General features: G+C 65.3%; 11 protein-coding genes. 5 read left to right on the top strand and 6 right to left on the bottom strand.

What is annotated here, in order from left to right; all coding sequences use genetic code 11:
- The 4 genes from IL54_RS16105 to IL54_RS16090 all read left to right on the top strand — a co-directional run.
- On the top strand, positions 1–595 hold a 595-nt coding region (locus IL54_RS16105; protein WP_037476872.1), incomplete at its 5' end, for a molybdopterin cofactor-binding domain-containing protein.
- Positions 592–1,602 (top strand): ferrochelatase, encoded by a 1,011-nt coding sequence (hemH, locus tag IL54_RS16100; RefSeq protein ID WP_037476870.1) that lies wholly within the window; start codon positions 592–594, stop codon positions 1,600–1,602. The genes IL54_RS16105 and hemH, both read left to right, overlap by 4 nt.
- Positions 1,603–1,621: 19 nt before the next feature.
- On the top strand, positions 1,622–2,344 hold the full coding sequence (gene phbB, locus IL54_RS16095) for an acetoacetyl-CoA reductase (protein WP_037476869.1): 723 nt from the start codon (positions 1,622–1,624) through the stop codon (positions 2,342–2,344).
- Positions 2,344–2,673: a ribbon-helix-helix domain-containing protein gene (locus IL54_RS16090; RefSeq protein ID WP_052027729.1), complete on the top strand. Its 330-nt coding sequence runs from the start codon at positions 2,344–2,346 to the stop codon at positions 2,671–2,673. Before phbB ends, IL54_RS16090 begins: the two co-directional genes overlap by 1 nt.
- 844 nt (positions 2,674–3,517) lie before the next feature.
- Here the strand turns inward: IL54_RS16090 and IL54_RS16085 are convergent.
- The 5 genes from IL54_RS16085 to IL54_RS16065 form a co-directional block, all read right to left on the bottom strand.
- Positions 3,518–4,078 (bottom strand): YkgJ family cysteine cluster protein, encoded by a 561-nt coding sequence (locus tag IL54_RS16085; protein ID WP_037476868.1) that lies wholly within the window; start codon positions 4,076–4,078, stop codon positions 3,518–3,520.
- A gap of 187 nt (positions 4,079–4,265) precedes the next feature.
- Positions 4,266–5,135: an FAD:protein FMN transferase gene (locus IL54_RS16080; protein WP_037476867.1), complete on the bottom strand. Its 870-nt coding sequence runs from the start codon at positions 5,133–5,135 to the stop codon at positions 4,266–4,268.
- Between the two features lie 98 nt (positions 5,136–5,233).
- Complete coding sequence (locus IL54_RS16075; protein WP_037476866.1) at positions 5,234–6,142, bottom strand: DUF4198 domain-containing protein; 909 nt, start codon at positions 6,140–6,142, stop codon at positions 5,234–5,236.
- Between the two features lie 13 nt (positions 6,143–6,155).
- Positions 6,156–6,689, bottom strand: a complete 534-nt coding sequence (locus IL54_RS16070) for a DUF2271 domain-containing protein (RefSeq protein ID WP_037476865.1) — start codon at positions 6,687–6,689, stop codon at positions 6,156–6,158.
- A 12-nt stretch (positions 6,690–6,701) separates the two neighbouring features.
- On the bottom strand, positions 6,702–7,346 hold the full coding sequence (locus IL54_RS16065; RefSeq protein ID WP_037476864.1) for a PepSY-associated TM helix domain-containing protein: 645 nt from the start codon (positions 7,344–7,346) through the stop codon (positions 6,702–6,704).
- A 272-nt stretch (positions 7,347–7,618) separates the two neighbouring features.
- Here IL54_RS16065 and IL54_RS16060 point away from each other — a divergent pair, with 272 nt between their 5' ends.
- The gene (locus IL54_RS16060; RefSeq protein ID WP_076605522.1) at positions 7,619–8,521 is read left to right on the top strand and encodes an MlaA family lipoprotein; all 903 of its coding nucleotides are present in this window, start codon (positions 7,619–7,621) and stop codon (positions 8,519–8,521) included.
- A gap of 45 nt (positions 8,522–8,566) precedes the next feature.
- Here the strand turns inward: IL54_RS16060 and IL54_RS16055 are convergent, their stop codons facing one another.
- Positions 8,567–13,243 (bottom strand): NAD-glutamate dehydrogenase, encoded by a 4,677-nt coding sequence (locus IL54_RS16055; protein WP_037476863.1) that lies wholly within the window; start codon positions 13,241–13,243, stop codon positions 8,567–8,569.
- Positions 13,244–13,372: the final 129 nt, after the last annotated feature.

Raw genomic sequence — 13,372 nt, 5'->3', positions numbered from 1 at the left:
GCATCTGCATGGCGCATTCTTCACCGAAAGTTTCGTCGATGAACTGGCGCATCTGGCGGGGATGGAGGCGATGTCCTTTCGTATCCAGATGCTGGGCGGCAATCCGCGCCTTGCCCATTGCCTGTCGACGGCGGCGGCGATGGGCGGCTGGCAGGGCGGCATAGCGGGCAGCGGGCAGGGGCTTGCCGCGCACGTCATGCAAGGCGGCTATGCGGCGGTGATGGTCGAAGCATCGATGCGCGGCGACCGGCTGAGCGTCAACCGCATGATCGCGGCGGTCGATGTCGGTGATCAGGTCCACCCCGACATTGCCCGACAGCAGGTCGAGGGCGGCCTCATCTACGGCCTCGCTTTCGCGATGGGGGCGTCCGTCCCTTATGCGCGGGGCCTGCCGACCCGCGCGATTTTGGGCCGGATGAATTTGCCACGCCTCGCCGATATCGGCGAAGTGACGGTCGAACTGATCCGCAGCACCGCGTCCCCCGTCGGCGTTAGCGATCTCGCCGCGCCGCTGGTCGCGCCTGCTATCGCCAATGCATTGTACACATGGACAGGTCAGCGTTTGCGCAACCTGCCGCTATTGGCCACGATATGACCCTGCCCCCCAACCATCCCGCCATTCCGACCCCCAAAGTCGGCGTCCTCCTCATCAACCTCGGCACGCCCGATGCGCCCGACGCCGGATCGGTGCGGCGCTATCTCGGCGAATTCCTGTCCGACCGCCGCGTGGTCGAACTGCCGCCGATCCTGTGGCAGCCGATTTTGCGCGGCATCATCCTGACCACCCGGCCCAAGAAATCGGCCCATGCCTATCAACAGGTGTGGACCGACCAGGGATCGCCGCTCGCCTTCCATACCCGCGACACGGCACTGGCACTTCAACAGGCGATGGGGCCGGGCGTCACCGTCGATTGGGCCATGCGCTATGGCAATCCGTCGATCGCTTCGCGCCTGTCGGCAATGAAGAAAGCGGGCTGTGATCGCATCCTGCTCGCGCCGCTCTATCCGCAATATAGCGGCGCGACCACAGCGACGGCCAATGACGCAGCCTTCGCGGCGCTCAAGGCGATGCGCTGGCAGCCCGCCATCCGCACTCTGCCGCCCTATCATGATGACCCGGCCTATATCGCGGCGCTCAAGACCGCGATCGACACGCATGTCGCCGCGCTCGATTTCGCCCCGGACGCCATTCTCGCGAGCTTCCATGGCATGCCCGAACGCACCTTGCATCTGGGGGATCCCTATCATTGCCAGTCGGTCAAGACCGTCCGCCTGCTGCGCGAAGCACTGACGCTGCCGGTCCATATGAGTTTCCAGTCGCGCTTTGGCCGGGCAAAATGGCTGGAGCCGGAGACCGAAGCAACCCTTGCCGGATTGGTGCGCGATGGTGTCCGTAATATTGCTGTCATAACACCCGGATTTTCCGCAGATTGTCTGGAGACGCTGGAAGAAATCGCATTGCGGGCAAAAGAAGCCTTTTGGTCTGCAGGCGGCGAAAAATTTGCCTATTTACCCTGTTTAAATGCAACGCCCGACGCTATCACTTTGTACCAGAGGCTGATCGGCCGAGAGCTTTCGGGCTGGATCGACCAGCCCGCTTAGGTAAGAAGAGGATGCGCATATGGCGAGAGTAGCGATCGTGACCGGCGGTACGCGGGGCATTGGCGAGGCGATCAGCCTGGCGTTGCGGGACATGGGCTATACCGTTGCGGCCAATTATGGCGGCAAGGACGAAAAGGCGAAGGCCTTTACCGAGCGCACCGGCATCGCCGCCTTCAAATGGGATGTGGGCGATCATCAGGCTTGCCTCGATGGTTGCGCTGCCGTCGCCGCACAGCTCGGCCCGGTGGACATCGTCGTCAATAATGCGGGCATCACCCGCGACGGCGTGCTGGCCAAGATGAGCTTCGACGACTGGAACGAAGTCATGCGCATCAACCTCGGCGGCTGCTTCAACATGGCCAAGGCGACCTTTGGTGGCATGCGCGAGCGCGGCTGGGGCCGGATCGTCAATATCGGGTCGATCAACGGGCAGGCAGGCCAATATGGCCAGGTCAACTATGCCGCCGCCAAGTCGGGCATCCATGGCTTCACCAAGGCACTGGCGCAGGAAGGCGCCAAGGCGGGCGTCACCGTCAATGCCATCGCGCCGGGCTATATCGACACCGACATGGTCGCCGCCGTGCCCCCGGCCGTGCTGGAAAAGATCGTTGCCAAGATCCCGGTCGGCCGCCTTGGCCAGGCCAGTGAAATTGCGCGCGGTGTCGCCTTTCTTTGCAGCGAGGATGCGGGCTTTGTGACTGGCACGACCTTGTCGCTCAACGGCGGGCAGCATATGTATTGATGGACATTGGCGACCCTGTTGATGGCCCGGAAGGGCCAATGGGGTCGCCCTTTGCCCCTCCGGTCAAACGGAGCGTGACGATCGCCGGCCATCAGACCGCGATCAGCCTGGAACCCATTTTCTGGGATGCGCTGCGAGATGCGGCGAAGCGGGCGAACCTGCCCATCAACGCCCTCATTGCGCAGATCGACGTGATGCGGATGAAGGCCGCCGATCCGCCCAATCTCGCCAGTGCGATACGCTGCTGGATTTTCGCCGCCGCCCTGCAGCAGCGAAGCGACGCGGTCAGCGAAGCGGACACTGGTCCGGGGTGCGCCGACAGCGTGTGAGGGTGGCCTCTGCTTGATCTCGGTGGGAACGCGTGGGGCGACCGGCTGACGGGATTCGGCGCGGCGTTGAGTCCGGTCGGTATGGGCTTTCAGGCATACAAGACGCGCCATGAGGGTCACGCCGCGAAGTTCACACCGTCGTCGGGCCATTGCACAGCAATTTGCGTCAATCGTATCGCCGAAGCGGTCGCGACGTGCCACCTGTGTATCATCGACGCGACGGTGACGCGACACACACGCGTCCCCTACGCGTCGGCGACGCGACGTGTCTGGGGAGCGGATAGGGGGACTGGAAGGGGCCGTGGGCGTCATCCATCAGGATAGACCAGAGAAAATCCTACATTGGAAGGGGTGTGGGGTTGAAGCGGGGCACCGATGTTCGGACATGTGTGTAATGAGGCGGCGTATCGGCCGGTTATGATATACGGATGGACTTTGCTTCGATAGGCTGTAGCGATGCACCGCTTCACGACAGTCCTATGTCTCTTTGTGCTGACAAATTGCGGTTCGTCGGAGCAGCAAAGGCGCGCTTATATCATGGACAGAATTGAGGCGACTGCCAAACTGCCCGAAGGATGGGAGGGTGTATCTAATTACTACAGATACTATGCCTACAGCATGTCCGAACAAGGCCAGAAGTTGGTTGAGGCGCAATTTGTCCAAAGTGAACGGCCTGGGCGTGAATGGGTGGAATATCATGATCTTCCTCAGGGAATGGACGCGGGGTGCGGCGTAATATCCGTGACATTCGACGTGGTCGGTGATCGAGTCGTGTCGGCATTATGTAACGGATTGCCCTAAGCTGCCTGACGGCAAATCACTCAATGCCGCAAATCGCCCGCGACTACCCCTTGCTCGCGAACGCGCTGTATCGCTCTCGCCAAGCCGCCACTTCTTCCTTCAAGTAACCCGGCGCGGGGTCGCCTGACAGGACGAGGCTGGCGACGTTATCGTCGGGGTGCATCAGCATCTTTCTGGACCCGTCGCTGAACCAGACGGGTATCAGTTGATCGCACAGGGCGTCGAGGATGGTGGCGGCCATGCCATTGGTGATCGCGGCGCTGCCCGGCTCCATGCGGACCATGATCGAGACGCCTTCGAAGCAGTTGCGCGGTTCGCGGACGAAATCGAGCGACACCAATATGCCGGATCGGTCCGGGCGGGCCGCATCGGGCAGGCTCGCGATCCTGCGCCAGGCGCAAAACCATGTCCGGCAGATGTGCGGGCGTTCGGCATGAATGCTGCACCCCTGCGCAGCGAGGTGAATACAGGGGATGTCGGCCGACTTCTGGAAATCGGGCGTATCCACGGTGAGGATGGTGCAGCAGGCCGTGCAATCGCCGCAGGTCCGATTGGGCAGGACTGGCCCCAATAGGGTGGTTTCCAGATCAGTCTCTGTGTGCATCCCCGGCGGGTGCCCCGGCCGTGTCAGGAATGCAAGAGGAAGGCGGTTATGGGGAGCAACGCCAGTAGACTGTGCCCCCTCACCCAGCTTCGACTAGGCAGCAAGCTGCCAAGTCTGCGCAGCCCTCTCCACCACGGGGGAGAGGGGTAATCGACTAGCCCCAGGCGATGTGCTGCGGCTCCCCTTATCACTCCAGCATCGCCGCCAATTTCGGCGTCATATGTTCCTGCGCGCCGGTGTCGGTGCGCAGGATCAGGCGGGCGGGGAGGGCGTGGCGGGTGGCGAGGGCCATGCCGTTTGCGGGGCCGAGGATGGTGATGGCGGTGGCCCAGGCGTCGGCGTGCATCGCGCTGTCGTGCAGGACGGTGACCGAGGCGACGCCGGTTGCGACGGGGGTGCCGCTGGCCGGGTCGATGCTGTGCGAGAGGCGGCGGCCATCTTCCAGGCGGTAGCGGCGATAGTCGCCTGAGGTCGCGACCGACAGGCCAGACAGGGCGACGCGCAGGACCGGAATAGTCAGGTCCGGGGGCGATTCGACATCGACCCACCAGGGCTGGATGTCGGGCTTGATGCCTTCGCCGCGCAATTCGCCGCCGATTTCGATGAGGAAGTTGGCGAGGCCCATGGCGCGCAGGCGGGCGGCGACGGCATCGACGGCGAACCCCTTGGCGACGCCGGAAAAGTCGAGCGCTACGGGCGCAAGGCGGCGGGCCTGATCGCCGTCGATCTCGATCGCCTGCCAGGGCGGTGTCGATGGCGCATCGTCCGGGCGGGGGAGGATGGCGGGGCCGAAGCCCCATTGGTCGACCTGATGGCCGATGGCGGGATCGAAGGCGCCGTCCGAGAGCCGGGCCATGGCGAGCCCTGCGCGCAGGACGGTCAGCATGTCGGCGGGCAGCGGCATCCAGGTGCCGAGGGGGGCGCGGTTGAAGCGGCTGATGACCGAGTCCGGCGCCCAATTGCTCATCTGCGCGATGATGCGGGCCAGCACCGCTTCGATCTCTTCCGCGCAGCCAGCGGGCGGATCGACGATATGCGCCGACCAGCTGGTGCCCATGGTCGGGCCGCCGAGCGTCGTGACGCGGCCCGTCCGCTGTCGCCCGACGAACAGGTCGGGCGACAGGCCGGGCGGGATGGCGATGCGGATGCCGACCGTCAGGGGGCCAGCACTTCGAGCGTCGAGACATAGGCGGCGCGGCGCTGGGGTGGGCCAGCGGGACGTGCCGGGGGCGTGGGCGCTGCGCCGGGCGCACCTGCGCCTGGACCGCCCATCCCGCCGGGGCCAGCCATGCCGCCGGGGCCGCCGGGGCCGCCTTCGCGCCCGCCGCCGATGCTGGCATTCACCCAATACATGCCGGGTTCCGGCCAGGTGACGACGACCTTGCCATCCTTGTCGGCGGTCAGGTCCATCTGGCCCAGCGCGTCGCGATAGCGGATGCCGCCGGGGATGACGGTGACCTTGAGGTCGGCCGCAGGCTTGCCGTCGAGCAGGAACTGGAAGGTCGCCGCTTCGCCCGACACCAGATCATTGGGGTGGGTGACGGGGACCATTTCGATGCCGGTGCCGGTGGGTTTGAAGATGGTCGTGGTCGGCGCGCCCAATGTCACGAAAATCTCGTTGCGGTTGGACATTTCGGCGGTCTGCACGTCGGTCGCGCCAGCCGGGATGACGCTGGCCAGCTTGTCCTTGGTCGTGCCGCGCGGGAGCCGTTCCTGCTTGCCGTTCAGCATATAGCTGCCCATCACGCCGGTCGAGACATTGGCGATGCGATAGGTGCCGGGCTTGGTCAGATGCACGTCGAAGGTCGAGCGATAGCGGCCCTTGGCGGCGTTTTCGATTTTGCCGGTGCTGCCGTCCGGTTCGGTCACGGCGATGCCGTCGGTCGCCATCGGGAAATGTTCGAAGTAGAAAACGTCATTGGAGATGGCAGCGTCCACCGTCACCCAGCTCTCGTCGCCCGACAGGGTTGTGGACGATGGCAGCATCCATTGGCGATGGGCCTGCGCGGTGGCGGGCAGCATCAGGGCGGCAAGCGCGCCCGCGATCAGATATGTGGCTTTCATGGTCCAATCCCCTTTATTTGCCGAAGGTGAGGGCGACGGCGCCCAGTTCAGTGCTGCCCTGCGCCTTGACGGTCGCGCCGGGCTTTGGCGGCCAGGCGAAGGGCAGGCGGACGACTTCGCGGCCACCGACTTCGCGCGCGGCCTCGATGAAGAGCGTGTAGTTGCCGGGGCCAAGCGCGCCCAGCGGGCCTTTGCCTGCGGTGAAGCTGAGCTTATGGTCGCCGGGTGCCTTGGTTGCGCCGGTGACGCCATCGGCGGGCAGCTTGAGCGCGCGGCCGGAGGCGCGCCACCATTGGCGCACGTCGCGCAGCCATTTGGTGCCCTCGCCATTTTTCATGTCATAATCATACCAGACCGACAGGCTGCGCGGGGTTGCGCCCTCCTTCTCGATCCAGATGGCAACATAGGGGCGATGATATTCGGCGACCGAGAGGCGCGGAATGGCGACCGACAGGTTCAGCGTCTGCGCGGTGGCGGGTGCGGCGAGCGTGCCCACCGCGCCGAGCGCAGCCGTGCCGGTCAGGGCCAGGCGGTAGCGGATCTGCATGGATAGTCCCCCTTAATGAATGAAGATGATGGCGAGGATGGCGGGCAGAGCGAGGCCCGCGGCGACCAGCGGCCAAGTGGAAGGCCGCTTCTTGGCGTGAAGCTGGAGCAGGACGAGGCCGGTCAGGGCGAAGAGGAAGCAGGCGACCGAGAAAATGTCGATAAAGTATTTCCACACGGTCCCGGCATTGCGCCCTTTGTGCAGGTCATTGAGATAGCTGATCCAGCCGCGGCTGGTCGCTTCGCTGGTGACGGTGCCGTCGGTGCGGTCGATCGAGACCCAGCCGTCGCCGCCGGGGCGGGGCAAGGCGAGGTAGATTTCGTCGGCGGACCATTCGGCCTCGCCGGTGCCACGCTGGCCCACGGCCTGTTCGATCCAGGCGGCGACGGGGGCCGGCAGGGGTTTCTTGGCGTCGGGCTGATCGTCGGGGGCGATCTGGGCGCGCAGGTTGGCGGGCAGGGTCGCCGCTTTTTCGACAGTTTGTGGCGATCCTTCGATGTCGGCGGCATGGTTGAGCGTGATGCCGGTGAAGGCGAAGAGCAGCAGGCCGATGAGGCTGATCGCCGAGCTGACCCAGTGCCAGGTGTGCAATTGCTTGAGCCAGAACGCCTTGGCGCTCTTTTTCTTTTGCGAAGGGATGCGGGCGGTTCCGTGCATCGGGATGGGGACTGGTCCTGCTGAGATAAGGATGATCGCATATCGCGAACGACTCTCAATTGCAAACGAGTCGCAGGAAGAAAAATGTAATAAAGTGTGATGAAGGGGATGATCGCCGCGACCGGTTGCAGATCGAGACTATTGACCGCAAGCGACGCTGGCCCTAGCCGCAAGAGGGACGGCATACGGGCGAGCGATCACCGAGACGTCAAGGCATCGGGTCGGCCCTGCTCATGGGAGAGGGGGGCGCGTGCCGCTATCAGGATAAAATTATGCTGCTGTCGGGCGTTGCCGCAGGAATGATGTTGATCGGGACGCAGGCCGGGGCTGCGCCGCAGCTATCGGCCGAGCCGGTAGTGGAAACGGCACCGGCCGCGCCGCCCGTGCAGGCGGAGGATGAGGTTCAGGACATCGTCGTGACCGGCGACCGCGCGCCGCCTAAGGGCGATCCGCTCGAAGAGATCAACGCCAAGAGCTTCGAGGCGGTGCAGTCGGTGGACAAGAATGTCGTGGGGCCAGTGGCGAAAGCCTATAATGAGGACGTGCCCCGGCCACTGCGCAAGGGATTGCGCAACTTCTTTTCCAACCTGCAGGAGCCGGTGGTGTTTGCGGCCTATCTGCTGCAGCTCAAGCCCGGCAAGGCGGCGGAGACGGCGGGGCGGTTCGCGATCAATTCGACGCTGGGCTTTGTCGGCCTGTTCGACGTGGCCAAGCGCAAGCCCTTCCATCTGCCCTATCGGCCCAATGGCTTGGCCAATACGCTGGGCTTTTACGGGGTCGGGCCGGGGCCATATATGTATCTGCCGGTGATCGGGCCGACGACGTTGCGCGATCTGGTCGGCTATGGCGTCGATGGTGTGGTTGCGCCCATGGCGCTGGGTAGCCCGTTCAACCGGCCGACTTTTGTCATCCCTGCCAATATCCTGCGCCAAATAGGCGAACGTGCCGCGTTCGACGAGCGGATCACCGACATTCGCGCGCAGGAAGATCCCTATGGCACCTATCGCGACCTGTACCTCAAGCAGCGCAAGGCGGAGATCGAGGCGCTGCACGGGCGCGTGAGCGAGGAGCCGGTTGTGCCGATGTACGGGCCGGGCCTGGGCGTACCGGGCAAGGCCAAGGATGCCAGTGCGGTGCCCGATAGCGCGCCGCTGCCGGAAACCGCCCCGGAATGATATACGGGGTCATGGCCGACTTGTGGCCATGACCCCTTCATCGGTTCAGCGCCCCAACAGACCGCGCGCCTGGCCCGCAATCTCCGCGAGCATCGCGACATTGGGGCTGGCGGCGGCCTTGGCGCGCTGGACCAGGGTGCGGAACTGCCGGACGCGGTCGCCTTTCTTCTGCAACCAGTTTTCGACATGGGCGGCCACGTCGCTGGCGTCGCAATTCGCCGTGCATTGCGCCAGGAAGTCGAGCCGGACCTGCTGCATGTCGCGGGCGACGCCGGAGATGAGCAGTCGTTCCCACGGATCGGTCGGTTCCATGCGCGCGGCGGCGGACTGGACCCAATCGATGCCGACCGCTTCGCCGAGATGGGTAAAGGCACGGGTCAGTTCGACTTCATCGACGCCCATCCGTCCGGCGAGCGCGGCGATGCCGACCGCACCGTCCAGTTTGAACAGGCCAGCGGCGCGATGGGCCAGCGCTTCGGGTGCGCCAAGGCCGAGCAGGCGATCAGTCACGGCATTGGTGCGGCGCTGGGCTTCGCTGGTGAGCAGGTCGTCGACCTGCACGGCCAGCGTGCCGACGCCCTTTGCCAACAGGTCGTGCCCGGCGGCGGGCAGGGTGCCTGCGGGCACGCTGCGCAAGATGTCGGCGATCTGCGCGCGCATGCCGTTGGCGATGTCGCCGAACAGGGCGAGGCGGGCATCTTCCGACATATGGGCCGCATCGATATCCGCCCATAGCGCGCGAATGTCGTAAAGCCGCTCGGCAATCAGGAAGGCGCTGGCGAGGTCGGCGAGCGAGCAGCCTTCTTCTTCCGCCAGTTCGAACGGGTGGATGATGCCGAGGCGGTTGATGATGCGGTTGGCGACCTTGGTGGCGATGATCTCCTTGCGCAAGGCATGGGCGGCGATGGCGTCCGCTTCCTTGTCCTGCATTGCGGCGGGGAAGGCGGCCATGAGTTCGGCCCCCATGCTGGGATCGGTGGCGAGATCGCCATGTTCGATCGCATCCTGCAGCGCGAGTTTGGCTGTCGAGAGCAGGACTGCCAGTTCGGGGCGGGTGAAGCCCTGGCCATCCTGTCCGCGCCGCAGCAACTGGTCGTTCGCGGCCAGCCCCTCGACGGCGCGGTCGAGCCGCCCCGATTCCTCGAAGGTTTCGATCAGCCGGACATAGCTGGCAAGGTCGGCCGCGCCGCCGCTTTCCGCGATCGACAGGCCAAGCGCCTGCAGGCGGTTATCCTCCAGCACCAGGTCGCCGACTGCGTCCGTCATGCTTTCGAGCAGGCTGTTGCGCGCGTCGAAGGACAAGCGGCCTTCGGCCATTTCCTTGTTCAGCGCGATCTTGATGTTGACCTCATTATCCGAGCAATCGACGCCGGCGCTATTGTCGATGAAGTCGGTATTGATGCGGCCGCCATGGAGCGAGAAGGCGATACGACCCGCCTGGGTGATGCCCAGGTTCGCGCCTTCGCCCAGCACCTTAACCCGCAATTGTTCGGCATTGACGCGCAGCCGGTCATTGGCGGGGTCGCCCACGTCGCCATGGCTTTGCGCCGCGGATTTGACATAGGTGCCGATGCCGCCGAACCAGAGCAGGTCGGCGGGTGCCTTGAGGATGGCGGAGATGAGCGCGCCCGGCTCCATTTCCGTTTCGGCCACGCCCAAAATCTGCTGGATTTCAGGCGTCAGCGGAATGCGCTTGAGCGCGCGGGAGAAGACGCCGCCGCCCGGCGAAATGAGCGCCTTGTCATAATCCTCCCAGCTCGATCGGGGCAGCTGGAACATCCGGTTGCGCTCTTCCCAGCTTTTGGCGGGGTCGGGCGTGGGGTCGAAGAAGATGTGGCGATGGTCGAAGGCGGCGACCAGCTTGATCGCCTTGGACAGCAGCATCCCGTTGCCGAACACGTCGCCCGACATGTCGCCGCAACCGACGACGGTGACGGACTCGCTTTGCACATCGACGCCCATTTCGGCGAAGTGGCGCTGGACCGAGAGCCACGCGCCGCGCGCGGTGATGCCCATCGCCTTATGGTCGTACCCGTTGGAGCCGCCGCTCGCAAAAGCGTCGCCGAGCCAGAATTTGCGGTCGAGCGCGATCGCGTTGGCGACGTCGGAGAAGGTGGCCGTGCCCTTGTCGGCCGCGACGACAAAATAGGGATCGTCGCCATCGCGCACGACCACCTTGGCCGGGTGGCGCACATGGTCATTGACGATATTGTCGGTGACCGACAGCAGCGCGCGGATGAAGATGCGGTAGCTTTCGGTGCCTTCGGCGAGCCAGGCGTCGCGATCGACCTGCGGGTTGGGCAGATGCTTGGGATAGAAGCCACCCTTCGCACCCGTTGGCACGATGACGGCATTTTTGACGCGCTGCGCCTTCATCAGGCCCAATATTTCGGTGCGGAAATCGTCGCGCCGGTCGGACCAGCGCAGCCCGCCGCGCGCGACCGGACCCGCGCGCAGATGGATGCCCTCGACGCGCGGCGAATAGACCCAGATTTCGCGCCAGGGGAGCGGGGCGGGGAGGCCCGGAATCTGGGCGCTGTCGAGCTTGAACGCCAGCGCTTCGGTGGCGGCGTCGCTGTAGAAATTGGTGCGCAGCGTCGCATTGATGACGGCGCGCAGCAGGCGCAGCACGCGATCCTCGTCGATCGCGGTGACGGCTTCGAGGCCCGCGTCGATGTCTGCCTGGGCAGCGGCGATCCGCTCTTCCGCACCTTCGCGGCCGACCGGATCGTGCAGCGCCTGGAACAGGCTGGCGAGGCTGGCGGTGACGCCCTGTGCCCGGCGCAGCGTTTCGGCGAAGGTCGCCATGCCATAGGCCATGCCGGTCTGGCGCAGGTAGCGGAACAGCGCGCGGAACAGCACGACCGAGCGTGGGGCGAGTGCGGCGGTGACGATCAGTTCGTTGAACCGGTCATTTTCGGCGCGGCCTTCCAGTACCTGGGCGATGGCTTCGGTGACGATGGTGGCACGGTCCACGACGGCCTGCGCATCGCCGCCCGCGGGCAGTTCCAGCACGAAGCGCTGGACATTGCCCAGCCTGCCGCCGTCCAATGCGGTCGTCATTTCCTCGATCACGCGGAATCCGAAATTCTCGAACGCGGGCACGACTTCGGACAGCGCAATGCCATGGAGGCTGTAGAGTTTGAGCCGCAGCCGTTCGGCGCAATCTTCGGGATTGCGGTAGATGCGGATCGACTTGTCGCCCGGCCCGGACAGGCCGTGGATCAGGCGGATGTCGATCGCCGCCTCGTCCGGCCCTGCGCCGTTGCGATAGACCATCGGGAAGCCACCGGCATAGCGCTGCGCCAGCGCCGCGGCGCGGCCGGCATCCTCGGTCTTGGCCAGCGCTTCTTCGACGGCGGGTGCCCAACCGCGCACCATCTGCTTCAACTGGCGGTCGAGCAGGACGTCGTCGGGAATGATGCCGCCTTCGCGCAGGTCGAGCGTGATGCGCAGCAAGGCGAGGCCGCCTTCCTCCAGTGCGATCGACCAGCTCAGCACTGGCGCGTTGGCGGCCATGGACAGCATTTCCTGCACCGAGAAGCGGCGCGCGGTCGATACTTCGTCGCGCGGCAGCCAGACGAACGCATAGAGATGGCGGGCGAGCGGGCTGCTCGCCAGCGCGAGCTTGGGCCGTGGCCGGTCGGTCAGCGACATGAAGGTCAGCGCTAGCCGCTCCAGCGTATCGCGATCGAAACCGATGAGGATGTCGTGGGGCAGGGTGGTCAGGGCATGGACCAGCGTCTTGCCGGCATGACCCTGTGGATCGAAATCGAACTTGTCCATCAGCGCGGACAGCGCCGAGCGCAGCACCGGCACCTTGTCCGGCGTCGCCGTCAGGCCCGAACTGGTCCACATGCCGGCATGGATGGAGAGCGCCTTGACCTCCTTGCCCTCGCGCACCGGCACGATGACGAGATCGAGCAGCACCAGGCGATGCACGCGCGACAGGCGGTTGGACTTGATGATGAGCGGGTTGCGCTTGCCTTCCTCGAACCAGGCGAAGGCGGCGTCGAGCGAGGCGGGTGCGATCAGCGGCTTGTCATGCCGGGTGCAGATGCCGAGCGAGGCATGGCTGCTGCCGTCGCGATGGATGATTTCATGGCCGGTCAGGGTGAAATGGCGTGCCAGGAACCAGCGCAGCAGCGCCGCGCCTTCCTCATCGGGGACGGCATCGGCATCGGCCTGCATCGCGGCCTGCATCGGCGCCCAGTCGGCAACGGCGGCGCGCACGTCAGCCAGCGTTTCGGCCAGCGCCTTTTCGAGCGCGCGGCGCGCTTTCGCGTCGGCCCGGTCCGCCTCGATATAGATCATCGATTCGCGGCGGGCACCGGGCGCATCATCGTCCAGGATCGCGGCGAGCGCGCCTTCGCTGTTGCGGGTGATCGACAGGACGGGATGGAGCAGCCGGTGGATGGTGATGTCGGCGGCGGCCAGCGCATTGGCGATCGAATCGACCAGGAAGGGCATGTCGTCGTTGATCAGCGCGATCCGCATGAAGCGGCCATTGGCGCCTTCGCCCAGCGTTTCGATGGCGATGGCGGGTTGTCCCGCCTGACGCCCATTGGCGGTGCGGCCGACGAACAGCGCGGCGGCGGCCAGCGCCGCTTCGTCGAACCCTTCCCGCTCGCCCGGCAGCGCGCCACGCGCCAGCGCCGTTTCCAGCGCCTCACGGATGCCCGTATCAACTTCCTTGGTCTTCGCGTCAGCCAGCGTCGTCATTCGCCTACCTCTCACCAGCGGGTACATTCCCGCTTTCATGGAACGGAGGAGAGGCTGGACGCCGCCATGCGACTCCCCGGCTTAGGATCGCCTTTATGCCTCCGCCTCAACGGAGGCTCAACCCAGGCT

Origin of the sequence: Sphingobium sp. ba1, assembly GCF_000743655.1 — a bacterium.
GTDB lineage: Bacteria > Pseudomonadota > Alphaproteobacteria > Sphingomonadales > Sphingomonadaceae > Sphingobium.
Note: the sequence above shows the minus strand (reverse complement) of the source record. Positions and strands in the feature narration are given on the sequence as shown.

Coding starts and splice junctions, on each gene's coding strand:
- IL54_RS16075 (WP_037476866.1), bottom strand. CDS start 6,142: ATGAAAGCCACATATCTGATCGCGGGCGCGCTTGCCGCCCTGATGCTG.
- IL54_RS16060 (WP_076605522.1), top strand. CDS start 7,619: ATGCTGCTGTCGGGCGTTGCCGCAGGAATGATGTTGATCGGGACGCAG.
- IL54_RS16065 (WP_037476864.1), bottom strand. CDS start 7,346: ATGCACGGAACCGCCCGCATCCCTTCGCAAAAGAAAAAGAGCGCCAAG.
- phbB (WP_037476869.1), top strand. CDS start 1,622: ATGGCGAGAGTAGCGATCGTGACCGGCGGTACGCGGGGCATTGGCGAG.
- hemH (WP_037476870.1), top strand. CDS start 592: ATGACCCTGCCCCCCAACCATCCCGCCATTCCGACCCCCAAAGTCGGC.
- IL54_RS16085 (WP_037476868.1), bottom strand. CDS start 4,078: ATGCACACAGAGACTGATCTGGAAACCACCCTATTGGGGCCAGTCCTG.
- IL54_RS16090 (WP_052027729.1), top strand. CDS start 2,344: ATGGACATTGGCGACCCTGTTGATGGCCCGGAAGGGCCAATGGGGTCG.
- IL54_RS16070 (WP_037476865.1), bottom strand. CDS start 6,689: ATGCAGATCCGCTACCGCCTGGCCCTGACCGGCACGGCTGCGCTCGGC.
- IL54_RS16055 (WP_037476863.1), bottom strand. CDS start 13,243: ATGACGACGCTGGCTGACGCGAAGACCAAGGAAGTTGATACGGGCATC.
- IL54_RS16080 (WP_037476867.1), bottom strand. CDS start 5,135: ATGGGCACCAGCTGGTCGGCGCATATCGTCGATCCGCCCGCTGGCTGC.